18 protein-coding genes are annotated in these 18,454 nt (G+C 59.9%); 9 read left to right on the top strand and 9 right to left on the bottom strand.

The window, feature by feature from the left end; all coding sequences use genetic code 11:
* Positions 1-23: 23 nt before the first annotated feature.
* The gene (gene argJ / locus RCJ00_RS13080) at positions 24-1,481 is read right to left on the bottom strand and encodes a bifunctional glutamate N-acetyltransferase/amino-acid acetyltransferase ArgJ (RefSeq protein ID WP_411267543.1); all 1,458 of its coding nucleotides are present in this window, start codon (positions 1,479-1,481) and stop codon (positions 24-26) included.
* Positions 1,482-1,788: 307 nt separating this feature from the next.
* On the opposite strand from argJ, the gene RCJ00_RS13075 reads away from it, so the two are divergent.
* Positions 1,789-1,926 carry a hypothetical protein gene (locus tag RCJ00_RS13075; protein ID WP_316222420.1) on the top strand — a complete coding sequence of 46 codons (138 nt, stop codon included), beginning with the start codon at positions 1,789-1,791 and terminating at the stop codon, positions 1,924-1,926.
* Positions 1,927-1,941: 15 nt separating this feature from the next.
* Here RCJ00_RS13075 and RCJ00_RS13070 read toward each other — a convergent pair whose 3' ends face one another.
* Positions 1,942-2,967 carry a peptidylprolyl isomerase gene (locus RCJ00_RS13070; protein WP_316222419.1) on the bottom strand — a complete coding sequence of 342 codons (1,026 nt, stop codon included), beginning with the start codon at positions 2,965-2,967 and terminating at the stop codon, positions 1,942-1,944.
* A 275-nt stretch (positions 2,968-3,242) separates the two neighbouring features.
* Between RCJ00_RS13070 and secA the strand changes: the two genes are divergently transcribed.
* The 6 genes from secA to RCJ00_RS13040 all read left to right on the top strand — a co-directional run bounded on the left by secA (position 3,243) and on the right by RCJ00_RS13040 (position 11,307).
* Entirely contained in the window at positions 3,243-6,122 is a 2,880-nt protein-coding gene (gene secA, locus RCJ00_RS13065) for a preprotein translocase subunit SecA (RefSeq protein ID WP_316222418.1), read from the top strand.
* Positions 6,123-6,268: 146 nt separating this feature from the next.
* Positions 6,269-6,871, top strand: coding sequence for a hypothetical protein (locus RCJ00_RS13060; protein ID WP_316222417.1), 603 nt, complete (start codon positions 6,269-6,271; stop codon positions 6,869-6,871).
* A 54-nt stretch (positions 6,872-6,925) separates the two neighbouring features.
* Positions 6,926-7,876 (top strand): hypothetical protein, encoded by a 951-nt coding sequence (locus RCJ00_RS13055; protein ID WP_316222416.1) that lies wholly within the window; start codon positions 6,926-6,928, stop codon positions 7,874-7,876.
* A 47-nt stretch (positions 7,877-7,923) separates the two neighbouring features.
* Complete coding sequence (locus tag RCJ00_RS13050) at positions 7,924-8,508, top strand: hypothetical protein (protein WP_316222415.1); 585 nt, start codon at positions 7,924-7,926, stop codon at positions 8,506-8,508.
* Between the two features lie 31 nt (positions 8,509-8,539).
* Complete coding sequence (locus RCJ00_RS13045; RefSeq protein ID WP_316222413.1) at positions 8,540-9,676, top strand: succinylglutamate desuccinylase/aspartoacylase family protein; 1,137 nt, start codon at positions 8,540-8,542, stop codon at positions 9,674-9,676.
* 8 nt (positions 9,677-9,684) lie between these two features.
* Positions 9,685-11,307, top strand: a complete 1,623-nt coding sequence (locus tag RCJ00_RS13040) for a tetratricopeptide repeat-containing sulfotransferase family protein (RefSeq protein ID WP_316222411.1) — start codon at positions 9,685-9,687, stop codon at positions 11,305-11,307.
* On the opposite strand, the gene RCJ00_RS13035 is transcribed toward RCJ00_RS13040, so the two are convergent.
* From RCJ00_RS13035 to RCJ00_RS13015, 5 genes are read right to left on the bottom strand one after another with little or no spacing between them, the layout of a single operon-like run.
* Positions 11,304-11,651, bottom strand: coding sequence for a nuclear transport factor 2 family protein (locus RCJ00_RS13035; RefSeq protein ID WP_316222409.1), 348 nt, complete (start codon positions 11,649-11,651; stop codon positions 11,304-11,306). The two genes, RCJ00_RS13040 and RCJ00_RS13035, sit on opposite strands and share 4 nt — an antisense overlap.
* The gene (locus tag RCJ00_RS13030) at positions 11,648-12,358 is read right to left on the bottom strand and encodes a lysophospholipid acyltransferase family protein (protein ID WP_316222797.1); all 711 of its coding nucleotides are present in this window, start codon (positions 12,356-12,358) and stop codon (positions 11,648-11,650) included. Before RCJ00_RS13030 ends, RCJ00_RS13035 begins: the two co-directional genes overlap by 4 nt.
* 11 nt (positions 12,359-12,369) lie before the next feature.
* Complete coding sequence (locus tag RCJ00_RS13025; RefSeq protein WP_316222408.1) at positions 12,370-13,167, bottom strand: YdcF family protein; 798 nt, start codon at positions 13,165-13,167, stop codon at positions 12,370-12,372.
* Positions 13,168-13,216: 49 nt separating this feature from the next.
* Positions 13,217-14,113, bottom strand: a complete 897-nt coding sequence (locus tag RCJ00_RS13020) for a cell division protein FtsX (RefSeq protein ID WP_316222406.1) — start codon at positions 14,111-14,113, stop codon at positions 13,217-13,219.
* Positions 14,110-14,910, bottom strand: coding sequence for a cell division ATP-binding protein FtsE (locus tag RCJ00_RS13015; RefSeq protein WP_316222405.1), 801 nt, complete (start codon positions 14,908-14,910; stop codon positions 14,110-14,112). The genes RCJ00_RS13020 and RCJ00_RS13015 overlap by 4 nt, the downstream gene beginning before the upstream one ends.
* A gap of 114 nt (positions 14,911-15,024) precedes the next feature.
* Between RCJ00_RS13015 and RCJ00_RS13010 the strand changes: the two genes are divergently transcribed.
* On the top strand, positions 15,025-15,999 hold the full coding sequence (locus RCJ00_RS13010; RefSeq protein WP_316222404.1) for an MJ0042-type zinc finger domain-containing protein: 975 nt from the start codon (positions 15,025-15,027) through the stop codon (positions 15,997-15,999).
* Positions 15,999-16,538, top strand: coding sequence for a phosphoribosyltransferase (locus RCJ00_RS13005; RefSeq protein ID WP_316222403.1), 540 nt, complete (start codon positions 15,999-16,001; stop codon positions 16,536-16,538). The genes RCJ00_RS13010 and RCJ00_RS13005 overlap by 1 nt, the downstream gene beginning before the upstream one ends.
* A gap of 13 nt (positions 16,539-16,551) precedes the next feature.
* On the opposite strand, the gene RCJ00_RS13000 is transcribed toward RCJ00_RS13005, so the two are convergent.
* Both RCJ00_RS13000 and lysA read right to left on the bottom strand, forming a co-directional pair.
* Complete coding sequence (locus tag RCJ00_RS13000) at positions 16,552-17,091, bottom strand: DUF4175 family protein (protein WP_316222402.1); 540 nt, start codon at positions 17,089-17,091, stop codon at positions 16,552-16,554.
* Between the two features lie 45 nt (positions 17,092-17,136).
* Complete coding sequence (lysA, locus tag RCJ00_RS12995; protein WP_316222401.1) at positions 17,137-18,453, bottom strand: diaminopimelate decarboxylase; 1,317 nt, start codon at positions 18,451-18,453, stop codon at positions 17,137-17,139.
* Between the last annotated feature and the right edge of the window lies 1 nt (position 18,454).

The following is an 18,454-nucleotide window of genomic DNA, read 5'->3' as shown; positions in this document are numbered from 1 at the left end:
GGCCGATGAAACACTATTGGTCTCTAGCTCCGATAGTCACCGTTGATGCTGATATAGCCGTGCGTCAGGTCGCAGGTATAGACGTGCGCCAGAGCGCGCCCGACGCCGACATCGACGCTGACTTCAAGCTCGGCATTCTTCATATAGGCGCTCATCGCCGCTTCGTCATAGGTCCGCGACACCGCGCCATTTTCTGCCGCCACCAGGTCACCGAACCGGATGCTGAGCCGGTCCCGGTCCACCGGTTCCTCGGTCTTGCCCACCGCCATGACGATCCGGCCCCAGTTGGCGTCTTCGCCGGCAAAGGCCGTCTTGACTAGGGGGCTTTCCGCAATCGACTTGGCGATCTTGCGCGCCGACGCCGGTGAAGACGCGCCGGTGACATTGACCTTGACGAACTTGGTCGCGCCTTCGCCGTCGCGGATCAGTTGCGTCGCCAGGCTGTGCATGACCTTTTCCAGCTTGGCCTTAAAATCGGCCAGGCGCTTGTCGCCCGCCCGGCTGATCTTGGGCGCACCGGCGGCGCCAGTGGCAAACAGCAGGCAAGTATCGTTGGTCGAGGTGTCGCCATCGACCGTCACCGAGTTGAACGTGGTACGCGTAAAAAGGGCCAGCAGGCTTTGCAGCACGCCCGGCGACAGGGTGGCATCGGTGGCAATAAAGGCCAGCATAGTCGCCATGTCCGGCGCGATCATGCCCGATCCCTTGGCGATGCCGTTGATGCGCACAGTCACGCCGTCAATCACCGCCGTTTCATGAGCCCCCTTGGGGAAGGTATCGGTCGTCATGATGGTGGCGGCCGCGTCGGCCCAGGCATCGGCGCGCAGGTCCTTTTCCAGGTCGAACAGGCGGGCGGCGATCTTGGCATCATCAAGGACCACGCCGATCACGCCGGTCGAGGCCAGCATGATGTCGCGTTGCCGGCAATCGATGCGGCGGCTAAGCGCCGAAGCCGTGCGGCGTGCCGCGTCGGCGCCCAGCTTGCCCGTAAAGGCGTTGGCGCAACCTGCATTGCAGATAAGGGCGCGAACATCCTGGCCCTCATTGGCTTCAAGCTGCTTCTTGCACCAGTCAACCGGGGCCGACCCGATGGTGTGGCGTGTAAACACCCCGGCACAGGTCGTGCCCTCGGCAAACTTCATCAGCAAGGTGTCCTTGCGGTCGTGCTTGTAGAATCCGGACTGAGCGGTCGATAATTGTACACCGCCGACTGGCGGCATGTCTGGCAAGGCGACAGCCAGCGGCGACACGGCTAGACCAGGCTTGCCCGGCGCGGCCACCTTCGCTTTGGTTGACGGTTCGGTTTCCGCTGCCGGCGCCTGGGTCAGGTTGGCAACAGCATCGGCGCCGGTTTGAACGGCACGCTTTACGGCGTTGGTCAGGGGGTCGAGCGCGCGTTCAAGACCACCGGCAAGACCTTCGGCGGCGCGCTTAGTCAGGCGGCTGGCGGACGGGGTCTTCGAGGCGGGCGGCTGGGTCACGGGCGCGGCTCCTTAATACGGGCAGATAGCGGGCAGTACAGATTTTGGCCTTAACAGAGTGTGCCTCAGGATACCATAGCTAAAACAGCGGCCATTTGACGACGACACAAACCGTTACAAACGATAATTTCAATTGTGATCGACCGCCGTCTTTTTCGCAGATGCGAAATGTGTTATGACAGCGCTGTCATTTAGAATTGTATGAGTTTAAGACTATGAACAAATATATCGAGGCCCTGCTGATGGCCCTGGTTTCGTTTGGTTTCGCGCCCGGCGCGGCAAAGAATTAAGTACAGGAGTAGTGTCCATGACAGCCATAAAGACCTTTATCGTTCGCCTGATCGTGGCCTGGGCCAAGGCGCATGCCCTGCCCACCGCCGATTCCTTCACGGTCGAACCGGCGAAGCCGGCCTCCGTCAAACCGCGCGCCGAAGCCCTGATCTGATAACTTAAAGACCGCTCAGGTCTTTTGCCCCTTCTTGGCCGGCGCGGCGCTCGATGCGGACGCCGACGCGCTGGCCGAAGCCGACTGTGATGCTTCCGCCGCAGCGGCCGATGCCGCGTCTTCGGCCGCCGATGCGGTCGCCGGTTCCGGACTGGTCTTGACAGGCTTCGGAATGAGGAGTTCCACCTTGGCCTTTTTGCGCAGCCCATTGAGCATACCGGCAACCTGATTGTAGATCAGGTAACGCATGATGATCGGGCGCTCTTCTTCCAATGTCGGCATCTGTTCCGGACGACGGTCTTCGACCCGCAGAATCGCCCAGCCGCCCTCCACTTGAACCGGACCGACCGTATCGCCGACCTTGGCGGTCGTCAGCACACCCTTATAGGCCTGGGGCATGATGTCGGTGGTGAAATAGCCCATGTCCCCGCCATTGAAACGCGTGCCCTGGTCGATCGATTTTTCCATCGCCATTGCTTCGAACAACGACCCTGCCTGAATCTGCTTCAGCGCCGCTTCGGCTTCCGGGCGGGTGCGCAAAAGGATCATCCGCGTCCGGATTTCCTCGGACTGCTTGGATAGCTTCACCTGCTCGTCATAATGTTCCTTGACCGTTTTTTCGTCGATATCGCGGTCGATGCTGTTTTCCACCAGCATGTCCCCCAGAATCCGGTCATGCGCGGCGCGCAGGCGGCGCTGGGCCGTTGTTGATTTCTCAAGCCCCCGGCTCGTGGCCGCCGCCGCCAGCAGGCGCTGGTCGATCACCTCTTCCAGAGTCCGCGAAAACAGGTCCGACGTGACGTCCAAAGGTTCGCCCGGACCGATCTGCCCCTGAGCGATCGCTTCGGCGCGTACATCGGAGGTCCAAATGGTTTCTCCGTCAATTCGCGCCACGGCGACGTCACCGGGTTCAGGCGGGCTTTCATTGCTCACCGGCCCTTTGTTACAGGCGGCGACCATCACCGTCAGGGCGATCAACAGCGGCAATATCCCCGCCGCCCCTAAACCCGATCGCTTAAAGTGATCCGTTGGCTTAATCATGACATCGTCCCCACACAACCGGTCCCCGACCGGCATACCATCCGCGAACCTTAAGCCACATTGACATACACTATCCAGCCGCTTAAGTCAGTGCCCGTGCTTGAAAAGCGCAAGTCCGCCCTTATTTTCACCTGTAACTCGTTTCCGTCACGTTACGAATACAACAGATAAATAAAACGGATTTCACGCCTTTTTTCGCAACTCTCTACAGCTGACAGGCTAATTTGGCCAGATTGGGCCGGCTGGACTGTTACGACAATCAGTTAAGGTTTCTCATGCTGGCTCTTGCCAAAATGCTGTTCGGGTCGTCCAACGACCGCAAAGTCAAGTCGATGATGACGCGCGCGGCGCGCATTACTACGCTCGAGCCGAAGTACAAGGCGATGAGCGATGAGGAACTGAGACATCAGACCGTTCTGTTCCGCGAACGCCTGGCTAAGGGCGCCACGCTTGATTCGCTGATGGATGAAGCCTTTGGGGTCGTGCGCGAAGCCGCCTGGCGCGCCATCGGCCAGCGGCATTACGACGTTCAGCTGGTCGGCGGCATGATCCTGCACAAGGGCGGCATCGCCGAAATGCGCACCGGCGAAGGCAAGACCCTGGTCGCCACCGCGCCGGTCTACCTCAATGCCCTGACCGGCAACGGCGTGCACCTGATCACGGTCAACGACTACCTGGCCAAGCGCGACGCCGACTGGATGGGCCGCGTCTACCGCTTCCTCGGCCTGACCACGGGCGTCATCGTTCAGGGCCTTAACCAGACCCAACGCAAGCAGGCCTACGCCGCCGACGTCACCTACGGCACCAACAACGAATTCGGTTTCGATTATCTGCGCGACAACCTGACCTATTCGACCAATGAAATGGTTCAGCGCGGCCACAATTTCGCGATCGTCGACGAAGTCGATTCGATCCTGATCGACGAAGCCCGTACGCCTTTGATCATCTCCGGCCCCACCGAAGACCGGTCGGAGCTGTACAAGATTCTCAATGCCACCATCCTGGACCTCATCAAGGACCCGGAGACCTTCGAACTGGACGAAAAGCAGCGTCAGGTGCTGCTGTCGGAACTGGGGTCTGAGCGTCTCGAAGAAATGCTTCAGGCCGGCGGCCATCTGGCGGAGGATTCGGCTGGTCTCTACGACCCGATCAACATCTCGCTGGTCCACCACGCCAACCAGGCCCTGCGCGCCAACACGCTCTATACATTGAACAAAGACTATATCGTCAAGGACGGCGAAGTCATCCTGATCGACGAATTTACCGGCCGTATGATGACCGGGCGCCGCCTGTCGGAAGGCCTGCACCAGGCGATCGAAGCCAAGGAGCACGTCGATATCCAGCCGGAAAACCAGACCCTGGCCTCGGTGACGATCCAGAACTATTTCCGCATGTACGGCAAGCTGTCCGGCATGACCGGAACAGCGGCCACGGAAGCACAGGAATTCGGCGACATCTACAAGATGGATGTGCTTGAAATTCCGACCAATCGCCCGATCCAGCGTATCGACGACGACGACGAAGTCTATCGTACCGAGCAGGAAAAATACGCCGCCATCGCGGCCCAGGTCGCCTACTGCTATGTCAAAGGCCAGCCTATCCTGGTCGGCACCGCGTCGATCGAAAAGTCGGAAGAGATTTCGACCTTCCTCAACAACTACACCTACAAGGTCGAGCAGTCGCGCACGCTGAAGCCCGCCTTCGCCAATGCCGACAAGAAGGAAGTCCTTAAGGCCGGCGAAGACGCCTATGATATCGTCTGGAAGTCCGGCAAGGGCGTGCCGCACAATGTTCTGAACGCGCGCTTCCACGAACAGGAATCCGAAATCGTCGCCGACGCCGGCATTCCCGGCGCCGTCACCATCGCCACCAACATGGCCGGTCGCGGCACCGACATTCAGCTCGGTGGTAATGTCGATATGCGCGTCCAGAGGTGGCTGTCTGAACAGGATGCCGCCGGCAATACAGTTTCGCCTGACCAGATTCTCGCCAAGAAGGCCGAAATCGAAACCCAGGTCGCCGGTCTGAAGCAGAAGGCGCTGGAACTGGGCGGCCTGTTCGTCCTCGGCACCGAACGCCACGAAAGCCGCCGCATCGACAACCAGTTGCGTGGCCGTACCGGCCGTCAGGGCGACCCCGGCCGGTCGAAATTTTTCCTGTCGTGCGAAGACGATCTGATGCGTATCTTCGCGGGCGACCGCCTCAATGCGATGATGAAGTCGCTAGGGGTCGAAGAAGGCGAAGCCATCACGCACAAGCTTTTGAACGGCGCCATCGCCACCGCGCAAAAGCGCGTGGAACAACGCAACTACGAAATGCGCAAAAACCTGCTCAAATACGACGACGTGGTCAATGACCAACGCAAGGCCGTCTTCGAGCAGCGTCAGGATTTCATGGATTCCGACGACCTGTCGGAACTGATCGGCGAGTTCCGCACCGACACCATCCACGATCTGGTCGAACGTCATATGCCGCCCAAGGCCTATGCCGAAAAATGGGACATTGCGGGCCTGAAGGAACAGATCCTCAGCCTGACCGGCCTCGACCTGCCGCTGGAAGAGTGGGCGCAGGAAGAAGGTATCGCCAACGAGGAATTCGAAGAGCGTATCCAGAAGCTGGCCGAAGAAAAGATGGAAGAACGCCTGCGTCTGCTCGGTCCAGAGCAGATGAAGGCGCTCGAAAAGCAATTCCTGCTGCAAATGATCGACATGCACTGGCGTGAACACCTGATGCACCTCGATCACCTGCGCGCCGTCATCGGCCTGCGCGGCTACGGCCAGCGCGACCCGCTGAACGAGTACAAGACCGAAGCCTTTACTCTGTTCGAAACCCTGCTGGTTAATCTGCGCCATTCGGTCACCCGCTGGCTGATGACGATGGAAATCCGCTTCGAACAGCCGGCCGAAGAGTTCGTACCGGAGCCAGTCGCCCCGTCGCTGCCGCAACAACGCCGCCAGTTCCAGGAAGTGCATCTCGATCCGCACACCGGCCTGAACGAACGCGCCCCCCAACTGACCGACGACCTGACCGAAGAACAGCGCGCCAACCTGCCGCCGTCGGCCCTGCCGACCGGCTGGGAACAAACGTCGCGCAACGGTCCGTGCCCGTGCGGCTCCGGCCGCAAGTTCAAGCATTGCCACGGCACCCTGGTCTGATCGGAAAGGGCTAGCCCGCGCAACCCTAAAGCCACACCGGGCCGGCGATTGCCGGCCCGTTCGCCTTTCAGGTATTCCCCCATTGCCACGGTGCGTCTTTTAGCGTTAATCTTGATGCTTAATCTTTGATTAAGCGGAGGGGTGCCGTGTTCAGGCAGGTTTTCAAGGCTTTGGTGCTCGTTGGCGTCACAGGCGCGCTTGCGCTTCCGATGCTTTCCGCATCCGCCAATGCTCAAGACATCGCGCCCGCTGCGCCGTCAAATCAGTATGCAATTGCCGCCGGCGACGTAGCGACCTCTGCCGTCGCGCAACTGAACGACACCGCCGAAGACGCCAAGGTTCAGCACAAGATCGAGCTGTACAAGCAACTGATGGAGTTGAACGGCGTATCGCGCAACGTCCGTCAGGTCATTACCAATACCAAGGTCGCGACGCGGCTGGTCGTCATAGATCGGGCCGGTTTGACCGCCCTGACGCCGGAACAGGACGCGCGTTACAACAAGATTGCTGATGCGATCCTGATTCAGACTCAAAACGACCTGATCGAGCATATTGCCGAAGCTCAGGCGCCCAATTTCAGCGTGGACGAGATTCAGCAATTGATCACCGCCAACTCCTCCATTGCCGCCGCCAAATACAATGCCGGCAAGTTCATGTCGCAAGATGATTCCGCCGCACAGGTGCAAAACTATATGATCGAGGCTGTCATCAGGATCATCAAGACATTCACCGCATCGCAGGCCAGTTAAACGGCAATACACGGAAACAGATGCGCGGATAGACGACTTTTGGGGGATGGGTCTGTGTCGATTTCTTTTCAAACGCTGATTGCGGGCGTCATTGCCGCAGCTATGATCGCGACGGGCATTCCAGTTGCTCAGGCTGCGGGCGTACCTCTGACGCCGGAGCAGTCAAAAAAGGTTGCGGCCTATCTGGCGCAATCACCCGCCATGCCGGCGCGGACACCGACCAATGTACAGACCGCTATAGCCAATGGCGTCATGCTGGCCATGACCCAGGCAGAACCTGCACCGGTCACTGCCAGCGCCGTACCGACCGTCACCCCCGCACCGAGTCTCGCCGTCGCCGGGTCGGAACCCCCGTCTTCGACCGCGTCGCGCAGCCGAGGCATGTTGGCCATTCTTAATGTCGGCGCCCCCGAATCGACCCCTGCCGAAATCACTTACGGCCTTGCCGCCGGCCAGGGTGTGGCACCGTCGGTCCCCGTGACCGACGCCTTCGTGCATGATACCGCCATAGCCGTGGTGGCCGCATTCCAGAAATCCGACCGGAAAACAGCCGATGCCGTTGCCACCTACGCGGCCACGCCAGCGCTTGACCCGGCCGTCGAAGAACGGGTCGCCCTGGCTCAGGCAGTGTACAAGATCGATGGTACAGACGCGCTGATCCGTCATTTTGTCGCCGTAACCCACATGCGCCTGATTATTCAGGAGGTGGCCCGCCATATCGATTTCTCAAAAATGTCGGAAACGGATAAATATCGTCTGGCCGCCATTGCCGCCGTCGCCCAAACCGAACTGGAAGACAAGATCATCCGCATGAATGCGCTTATTCAGGCGCAAAACCTGACCAAGGCGGATTTGTTGCAATTGCTGGCGGCCTACGACACGGACGCTCAGCGCAAGCTGACAAATATGCGCCTCCATGATGACGGCAAGGTCGACAGCGCGGCGGAACTCGATATCCGGCTGGCGCAATACCAGATCATCAAGGCTTACGAATCCACCCGCTAAGCGGGGTGACGCGTTTTACTATCCATTTGAATTTTCAGAGACAAACCATGACCATTCGACTCCTGCTGGCGGCCATTTGGCTTGGTCTAGCGCCGTTGTCCGCTGCCTTGCCAAACCCCGCCGTCGCGGCCCCTACGGCGGAGGCCAGGTCTATCGCGACAATCGAGGAGATCTATTCCAACCTCGGTGTGGTCGATGTGATGAAACTGAGCATGCAACAGGCCTTGATCAACGCACCGTCCATGAGCAATTTTACCTCGGCGCAAAAGGCGAAACTGGTGGAAATTACCGGGACAGTGATAGACGAGCAAAGGCCCGCCCTGCTCCACAAGCTGGCCATCGCGAACAGAGGCGACCTGACACCGCCGCAGCTTCAGGTCATCCTGAAAATTTCGAAAATCAGATATATTCAGGATGCCATCGCTCACGGCGCAGACCCGTCGCGCGTCGCCGATCCCAAAACCATGACCGCCGAAGAGTCAGCTTTCCTCGATAGTGTCGAAAAAGAGCAATATATTCTGGACTTCCTTCAACGTAGCGCTAACTTCGATACGGTCAAGCCAGACATGGAAGCCATATCGACCACTATTATCGAACGCTTCGTCACCTGGCTGTCGACGCAAAAAAGCTGATCCGATACAAAAGACTGGAATTGAACTGCCTATGGCGAGATCGCACTTTTTCACGGGCCTTGCCGGGCTGCTTCTATTTACGTCACTGCCTCTGGTGACCGCCACGCCAACCCTTGCCGCGACCGTCTATACCGGCGACCGGCTCGACGACGCGGCGGTGATCGACAAACTGGATGTGGCGGACCTACCGGCGGGCCAGGTGACGAAGCTGTGGTTCCGCGTGACCGATAACGCCATAGGTCAGGGCTGGTACGTCCCTGTCGTCGTCGTGAAGGGGGCTAAGCCTGGACCGAAAATGCTGATAACCTCCGGGATTCATGGCGATGAACTGAATGGTATCTCGGTCGTACAGCGCCTGGCCCAGACCCTCGACCCCAAGACCCTGTCCGGCACGCTCGTAGCGGTTCCGGGCCTGAATACGCCTGGCCTCATGCATTCGACACGCGGCTTCACCTCTGACGAAATCGGCACCAACGGCGAAAACCTGAACCGGATAATGCCAGGCAATGCCGACAATGGCGGTCCGGCCAGCCGCTTCGCCGGGCGGTTATGGAGCAATATCTTCGTAGGCAATGCCGATTTCGCCATCGACCTGCATACGCAATCACGCGGCGGCGCTTATCCCGGCTATGTCTTTGCTCAAACTGCGGAAGCACGCCAGATCGCCGACTGGCTGCGCCCCGATGTCATCGGCATGGATGCCGGTATCGAAGGGACAGTTGAAAACATGCTCAATCCGGCAGGCATCCCTGCCGTGACCTACGAATTGGGTGCGCCTGAAAAGTTCGACACCCCCATGATCGAACGCGCTCTGCGTGGCATCCGTAATGTTATGATCGGCAAGGGCATGTTGGCCGGTAAGGCCGACCTTAGCGATCCCGCGCCATTTGTTGGCAATGTGGTGACCGATCTCGCCAGCCCGCGCGGCGGTTGGGCCGAAATCAAGGTCAAGCTGGGCGACGATGTAAAACCGGGTCAGGCCGTAGCCATCATCCGCAATCCATTCGGAGAAGCGATCGCAACGGTCACCGCCAAGACGGCAGGCCACGTCTTGTCTGTAAACACCGACCCGCGGACAGAGCCGGGCGACATGGTGGTGCGGCTGATCGCTTGGTCGGACAGCGGTGTTTGCAGCCAGGCCGGCTGTCCGGATACAAGCCACAAATAGGCGCACGCATGACTGGCTTCCTCACCCCTCCGGCCGACGCCGCCGTTCAGGAAGCGGGTCAGGCCATGCAACGCCGCGACCTCCCCGCCGTCATAGCGGCGGCGCGGCGGGCCGTCGAATTGGACCCGGGCAAGCTTCAGGCCTGGTGGCTGTGGGGGCTTGCCGCCCTCGATAGCTATTTCTACGTTGAAGCCGATGAGGTGCTGGCCCAAGCCCTCAGTCTGCTGCCGTCCGATCATGGCGCGCGTCCACGTTTCCTGGCCCAACGCATCCGCGCCCTGTCGCCGCTCGGGCGACATTCAGAGGCCCGAGAGGCGGCTCACCAAGCCTTGGCAATCGGCGTCGACGATCCCGAAACCCTGTATATCCTGGCCACCGCCCTGACCTCAGCCGCATGCGAAACCGAAGCCTTGCCACTTTTGCAGCGGGTTACGGCACTGGAACCGCGCATTGCCGCCTATTGGTTCAGCCGGGGCGAAACCGAACAGTTCCTGGGCCGGATGGCTGAAGCCGAAGCCAGTTTCGAAGCGGCTATCGCCTTGGCGCCCGATACAGGCGCCCATCTGGCCCTGGCTCGGCTCAGGCGCTGGCCCCCACAAACGAACCATGTCGACCGCTTGAAGGCACTACCCGTGACCGCACCCATCGACCGGGCGCGCAAAGGATATGCCCTGTTCAAGGAACTGGACGACCTCGGCGATTATAGCGCTGCCTGGGGTGCCTTGCAGGCTGGCGCTGAAGCCGCTCGCGAAGAGCCCGTTACCCTGCGCAACCCGGCCTGGTCCGCCGATCTGGAGCGCGAAATCCTGACCGCCTGGCGAACGCATCTGCCGGTCGAGCGGTTCCGGCTATCGACGGCGCGGACGCAACCCACGACAGCACCACGGCGCATCTTCATTATCGGTCTGCCGCGGTCCGGCACTACGCTAATGGAGCGCATCCTGGCCGCCCATTCTCAGGTTCAAACGCCGGGGGAACTGCAAACCTTTGCGGCCGCCGTAAAGACGGTGTCGAAAAGCCAGTCCAAGGCACTGCTCGATGGATCCGTCATCACGGCCGCATCGCGCATGGATCCGCACGCTTTCGCGGCATTCTATGACCGAGAAACCGCATATCTCGATAGTGGCCGACCGGTCATGATCGACAAACTGCCGAACAATACGGACTATGCTGGCCTTATCAAACTGGCTTTTCCCGATGCAGTATTTGTCCATATGCGCCGCAATCCGATGGATGCTCTGTTTGGCGCCTACAAGCTGCATTTCGCTGCGGGGTGGTCGTTTGACCAGAACGACCTGGCCGATCATTACGCCTATTATCGCGACCTGATGCAGCATTGGAAAACCTGCCTGGGCGACAGCCTGATCGATGTGTCTCTCGAAGAGCTTATTGCCGCACCCGAGACCGAAATTCGCCGCGTTCTGGCGGCCTGTGGGCTGCCATTCGAACCCGCCTGCCTCAGCCCTCATGAAACGGCAGGGGCGGTCGCCTCAGCCAGTTCCACCCAGGTACGCAAACCCATCAATGCCGAAGGCGTCGGCGTGTGGCGGCGATATGCGACGGGTCTGGCGCCTTTACGCGCCCGGCTGGAGGTCATGGGCGCGATCGATGCCGAGGGCAACGCAGTTTAAAACCGGGGCACACCCATAATAAACCAAGCCTTGCGGATCAGACCGTCTGCGACGTCATAAATTCCGACGACATCGATTTCACCCAATCCGTCCGGAAAATTGCGCGTCACGATTTCGGTATCGACGACCGTTTCGCCGAGGATGAGCCGGCTAACCAGACGGGCATGCAGGTCCGGCTCCTGGAACCGCAGCAGATGGCGGTCGCGGATACCGACATGGCCTTTTGCCAGCAAGGTGTCGGGATGGGCGTATATTTCCGCATCCGGCGCCCAGCACGCCATGAAGGCATCTATGTCCTTGGCGTTATAAGCCTCAAGCTGCGCCTTTACCGGATTGCGGCTCATCTGTTTTCTTCGACCAGGCGCGCCGACGCGGCCTCAAGCTGCGCCTTCATCTGTGTCATCAGTTCGCCACGCTTCAGACCCGCTGGCAAGGGCGGCAGGAATTCGAACACCACCGTGCCGGGTTTGCGATCTATACCGTGTCCCGGCCAGAACTGGCCCGAATTGGTGGCCAGCAGATGGCAGGGCACGTCGAGGTCACGATAGAGCGCGGCCACGCCCGGCTTGTAGGTCGCGTCATCGCCGATATTCGATCGCGTGCCTTCGGGAAAGATAAGGATTTGACGCCCCTCTTTTAGACGGTCCCGGCAGGCGACCACCATGCCCTTGAGCGCCTTGGCGGCATCTTCACGCTTTACCGCCACCATGCGGGTTCGCCACGCGAACCAACCGAGAAACGGCAGATAAATCAGCTCTTTTTTCAACACGTAGCAGGTTTGGCTCAGCACGACGAACGGCGCGATCGTATCCAGCATGGACAAATGCTTGCCCGCAATAAGCGCCGGGCCGTCGGGACGATGTTCCAGTCCGCGGAATTCCACCTTGATGCCTACGATAATACGGGCGCCGAACAGGACGGCGCCTGACCACCAGCGCACCACCTGTAACGCCGCCGGCCGCCACAGAAGAAGCGGAGACATGACAATCGCAAAAAAGGCCATGGAACCATACAGCCACAGCATGAAGAGTAGCGAACGCAAACGCGTTATCAGATTGAATTTCAATTCGTTTTTTCCACTGTGTCCGCAACCGATCCGCCGGAATGGGACTTGCCAGAATTGGACTTGCCAGAATGAGACTGGCCAGAATGGGACTGAGACGCCCCCGATTTCGAAGAGGCACCGGTGTCGGCCGACGAAGATGTGACCAGATGATCTTCCGACCCCGCCTTGGGCACGGGCACGCTACCCTTGTCGCCGAACTTGCGCGACAGGCTGAGTACGGCGTCGCGTCCGAGAATGGCCAGGTATTTGCAATATTCCAGCACAATAATGCGCTGGCCCTTACGGGACTTCCACCAGCCACGCGCATCGACATCGGGCGTGGCGACGGGATATGGAATGAGTGTGGCCCCCGGCATGTCCGCCTTCAGTTCCAGCAATGAACGCGGCATGTGATAGTCGGACGTCACGACGATCAAAGTGTAAAAGTCATGACCGCGCGCCCATTCGGCAATTTCCTTAGCATTGCCGACGGTGTTTTCGGCTTCGTAACCGAGATCGACGCAACATTCGTAAAGACGCTTTGAGCCTTCGGTGACGCTCATCAATTCCGGCCGCTTAACCTCAGGGTTCACGCCGGAAATAAACATACGCTGGCCCTTGCGGCGTTCCAGAAGCTGCATGCCTTCCTTCAGACGCAGATCGGACGCGCCGGTCAGCACGACAATGGCGTCTGCGGCTTCTTCGGGCTCCTGGGCGGGGGTGGAATCGATAACGCGATCAGCGAAGACGAAGAGGCCCGCCGTCCACAACAGCAGCGCCACAAAGAGGGCGATGAGCGTACGCATGTGCTTCATTAACCCGTCCCCTGCCCTTGCCCGCCTCGTCCCTTTTGCCATGCCTGTTTTAGCCATGAATGGCAAGCAGGCGCAAAGTGACCATTCGTGCCGTGACAGCGCCAATCAGCGCCACCAGGAATGGACACGGAATTAATATTAACAGGTCCAGCCACGAAAAGGGAAGAGCTATCGCAAAGCTTTGTGAGGAACCTGTGGCTTTTATGACCGCCATGACGCCCGCCGCTATGGCCGCCCCCAGCAGGCCCGATTCGAAAGCCATGCGCGCAAAGCGCCACTGGAACCGTTCAGCGATAAAGGTATCGCTGGCACCGCACAGGGCGAGGACTTCGACGATATTGGCGCGTGCGGTCAAGCCGGCACGCGTCGCGAAGCCAACGACCGCAGCTGTTGCAGAAAAAATAACAACAAAAATACCCAGCGAAATCAGGCGGATGGTCAAGGCACTTTGCTCGATATCCTTGAGCCAGGTCGAATGATCATCGATCGAAGCATCGATGTCTGCGGCAGCCAGCGCATCCATCAGCGCGCGCGGCGTCGCCGGATTTTTGGGATCGAGGCTGACCTCGACCAGGTTTGGAATGGGAAGATCATCGATGACGGCGTCTCCCAGCCAGGGCTTGATAAGCGCCTTGGCCTTTTCCGGCTCAATAGCGGTCACCTGCCCAACCCCTTTTACCCCAGCCAAGACTTCGGCGGCCTTCGCCGCCGCAATGGAGCCACTTTCCAAACCCGTCGGGCGTACCTGAACCGTCACCTCCGCGCGAATATCGCGCGACCAGCCATGCGCGGCGCGGTCGGACGCCATGACCATAAGAGCGGCCATGCAGGCCAGAAAGCATAAGACACCGATAACGTAATGCAGCGCGATTTCGCGCTGATCCTGTTGCGGCAGCAGACGCCCGGCCCGCAAGGCGCGCAGGTGCGATACCAACGGCCCGATCATCGCCGGTCTCCGACATGCGTTTCTACCGGGGCAGCCTTGCTTAAATCGCGCTTATGAACCTGCCCCCCCCTTAGCTCCAGCACCGGCATACCCGAGGCGCGGACCAGGCTTTCGTCGTGGGTGGCGATGAGCACCGTGGCGCCCAGCCGGTTCAGTTCGATAAACAGGCGCATGATGCGCAGGCCCATGGCGTAGTCGATATTGCCGGTTGGTTCGTCGGCCAGGATCAGGGTCGGCCGCGTCACCACCGCGCGGGCAATGGCCAGACGCTGCTTCTCTCCGCCGGACAAGACGTGAGGCATGGCGTCGAGGCGATTTTTCAGACCGACCCAGTTGAGCAACTCAGTGACGTCATCGCGGTAATCTCTGAAGTGCTCGCCATGTACGAAAAGCGGCAAGGCCGCGTTGTCGAAAACGTTAAGATGATCGAGCAGGCGGAATTCCTGGAAAACGATGCCGAAACGTCGCCGAAGCGCAGCGCTTTGAGCGCGATCGTGATGTCGGACGGTCTGTCCCAACAGTTCAATCGTGCCCGATGTCGGCTTCTGCGCCAGGTAGATCATCTTGAGCAAAGAGGTCTTGCCGGAGCCAGACGGTCCGGTCAAAAAGTGAAAAGATCCCGCAGGCAATTGAAAATTCAGGTGTTTTAGTATCAGGTCATCTTCATTGACGCCCTGCGACAAGGTCTTGGGCATGCCCAGGTCATAGCCCAGCGACACGTCTCGAAACGCCACCACGACATCTGCGTCGGGTGCGGTCACAGGCGGGCGGGAGGTCCGTTCGGGCGGTCGCGTCATGCAAAATGGCTTACAGGATTCGCTTGATCAGTTGTTAAGACTTTTGCGGCTAAAAGGTTAAAAAACCCCAAGATGGTTAATGGGGAAGTTTGATTCGGTGTCCTAGTTCTGGCGATGATTCTTAGCTGTCCCAATTGCGCGACGAAATATACGCTCAACGAGGCCCAATTGGGGCCACGCGGACGCACCGTCCGCTGCGCCGCCTGTAAGACGACCTGGCACGCCGAAATTCCCGAAGTTCCCGAAAAACCAATTGACCTGTCCTTCTCCGACGTCAAGAAACAGAAGGAACCGGCCGAAGATCTGCATGAGGTCAAGGCCAAGAAGTTGCCGCTGAAATACCGCGCCATGCTCAACGACCAGAAACGGGTCAAGGCGCTAACGGCGCAGGGCATGATCTGGGGCGGCCTGGGCGCCGTGCTGGTTCTGCTTCTGGTACTCGGTTATTTCCTGCGCGTGGATATCGTCCGCATGTTCCCCAGCGTCGCCGGCGCCTATGCCATGGTCGGCATGGACGTCAAGGGCACGCCCCTGCGCTTTGGCACCATAGACGGCCAGGCCGGTTTCAAAGGCGGACGTTTCGTGGTGACAGTAAAAGCGCAGGTTAATAACACCAGCGGCAAGGCCGTGCCGGTCCCGCCGGTCCGCGTAAAGCTGCTGGACGCCAAGCTTCAGGAATTTTCGTCGCTGCTCATGCCGGCTGACGGACTGGTGGTCGGTCCCCACGCCACGCGTACCCTGGTTTTCGATGTCGCTGACCCCAGAAATCTGACGTCTTCACTCGACGTCGATTTCGACTTGGTCGCCATGAAGCAGGAAAAGACTCCAAAAAAAGGCGGGCATGCGCCGTCAGATCATGAGGCGGCGGGCCATGAAGCGACACCGGCCGGTCATGAGGAGGCCGCGGCGCAAAACCATGAAGAGGTTGCGCAAGCCGACGGTCCGATGGATCATGATGCCCCTCCGGCAAACAGCCATGGCGCCGTTTCAAACGTGCCGACACCGAGTCTGCGTACTGGGCTGACGCAACAAGACGCCGGCCATGACGCCGCACCGGCACCGGCGGCCCATGCGGCGGGCGGTCATTGATGTCAGATCCTGTCCTGCCGCCTGTCCTGTTAGGGGCCGATGAGGTTCAGGGCCGGGTTCAGGCCCTGGCCGATCTGATGGTCGATTATGTGAAGTCTGATTGCGTCGGCGTCGTGCTGTTGACCGGCGGCATCTGGTTCGCCGCCGACCTGTCGCGCGCGCTGAACCGGGCCGGCCGCGACATCGCCTTCGATGCCCTTTGGCTGTCCTCCTATGCCGACAGCCACGAAAGCGGGACCATGTTGATCCGTGCGCCCTTGCAACGCTCCGTGCAGGGCCGCCAGGTGCTGATTATGGACGATGTGCTGGACACAGGCGCCAGCCTCAAGATTGCGCGTGAAATCGCCCTCGAAGCCGGCGCCTCGGAGGTTCTGACCGCCGTTTTCGCCCGCAAGCCGGACCCATTGAAGGACGGTGCACGCCGTGAGATGGAGGCCGACTTCACCGCCTGGGAAGCCCCGGCGCGGTACTTGGTCGGCTACGGACTGGATGATGGCGGCAAATATCGCGCCCTGCCCTATATTGGTGCGTTGGATTGATCTAACGGCCGTCCTATTTGCCGATTAGCGCCAGATGCATGCTGGCAAACGATTCAGGCATATCGCCGAAGACGCAAAAGCCGCTGGCCACCTGCTGGACCGGCACAGGCCCCAAGATCAGGACACCGAGAATAGCCCCCGCCAGAGCGACATAACGCAAGGCAAACGGATCGGCGGCGGCAATGCCGGCCTTTGCCTTGCCGATACGCAGCTTCGGCTGGCGCCGCTCATGGCGCATGGCCAGCAAGCGTTCAGGCCGCAGACCGTTATCGACCGCGAGGCGCGTATTGATTTCGGTAAAGGTGGGCATCCGAAAGCGCAAAGCGGCACGCACCGATGCAACAACAGTTATAACCAAGCCCGCGGCCAGGACGGCCAGGTGCACAGGCTTGGGCAGGTTACGGAACAATCCCCACTGACCGGCCACCAAAATCAGGATAACCAGCAAGACATAGGGAAACAGGGCCGGCAAGATGCGTTCCCACATCATGGTCATCTGCGTAAAGAAAAGCCCCCGGTTCAAGGGTGCGAACGGCGATTTGTTACTCTGCATAAGTCCCCCAAGACCTTGTCCAAAGTTTTGCCTGCCAGACCTCTGTTACGCGATCCTGGCCTTCGGTTCAGCGGCGAACCAGTCAGGCATGGGCTCACGCGCCATCATCTCATCATAGCTCGGCCTAGGACGTACTATGTACCAATCGCCGTCACGCACCAACACCTCAGGCGCGAGCGGACGTGAATTATATTCGCTTCCCATGACAGCACCATAGGCGCCCGCCGACATGAAGGCGACCAGATCTCCGGTCTGCATCACCGGCATTTCGCGGCCGCGCGTGAAGGTATCGCCGGTTTCGCAGACCGGTCCGACCACGTCATAGCTGGCCGTTTCGTTACCTGGGCGCGCAACCGGACGGATGTCATGGAAGGCATCATACAGGGCCGGGCGGATCAGGTCGTTCATGGCAGCGTCCAGCACCAGGAACTTCTGGCCGGAATCGGCCCGTTCATGAACATGGACGACCTTGGAAATCAGCACGCCGGCATTGGCCGCGATCAGGCGGCCGGGCTCGAATGTATACCGCACCCCGAGATTGCCGACCGAAAGTGCTGCCATTTCGGCGTAGTCGGCGACAGTCGCCGGTTCCTTCTGATTAAAATAGGGCACGCCCAGGCCGCCGCCCAGATCGAGGCGTTCGACGCTCAGACCGCCAGCGCGCAGGTCTTCTACCCAGCCACGCATGCGACCGAAGGCCTCTTGCAACGGCGTCAAATCAAGAATTTGGCTACCGATATGACAGGCAATGCCCATGGGGGCCAGATTCGGGTGGCCGGCGGCATCGGCATAGAGTTTCAGCGCCTCGGCAGCCGAGATGCCGAACTTGTCCTTGGCCCCGCCCGTGGTGATCTTTTCATGACCACCGGCACCGACACCCGGATTAATGCGGATGACGAACGGCGCGACGCGGTTCAATTCCGCGGCGACGCGCGCCAGGCGTTCCAGTTCCGGCCGGCTTTCGACATTGAGTTGGTAGATGCCGGCCTGAAGCGCGAAAGCCATTTCGGCATCGGTCTTGCCGACACCGGAAAAGACGATCTTTTCCGGCGGAATACCGGCCTTCAGCGCCTTGCGGATTTCGCCTTCCGACACCGTATCGGCCCCTGCGCCCTGGGCGGCCAGGGTCGCCAGAACGGACAGGTTGGAGTTCGCCTTGCAGGCAAAGGCCACCAGCGGCGCCTCGCCTTTGGGACTGTGCAATTCCGGCTTGGACGCCAGGGCGTCCGCAAACACGCGGTAGTGCCGCTCCAGGGTCGCCGAAGAATACACGTACAACGGCGTGCCAACCCGCTCGGCCAGCTCCGTCAGCGACACCTGCTCACAATGCAGCGCGCCGTCTTGGTAATCGAAATGGTTCATC

The sequence above is a fragment of the Asticcacaulis aquihabitans genome, from assembly GCF_032490435.1.
GTDB lineage: Bacteria > Pseudomonadota > Alphaproteobacteria > Caulobacterales > Caulobacteraceae > Asticcacaulis.
The sequence above is the reverse complement of the archived record's forward strand: the minus strand, read 5'-3'. Positions and strand labels throughout refer to the sequence as shown.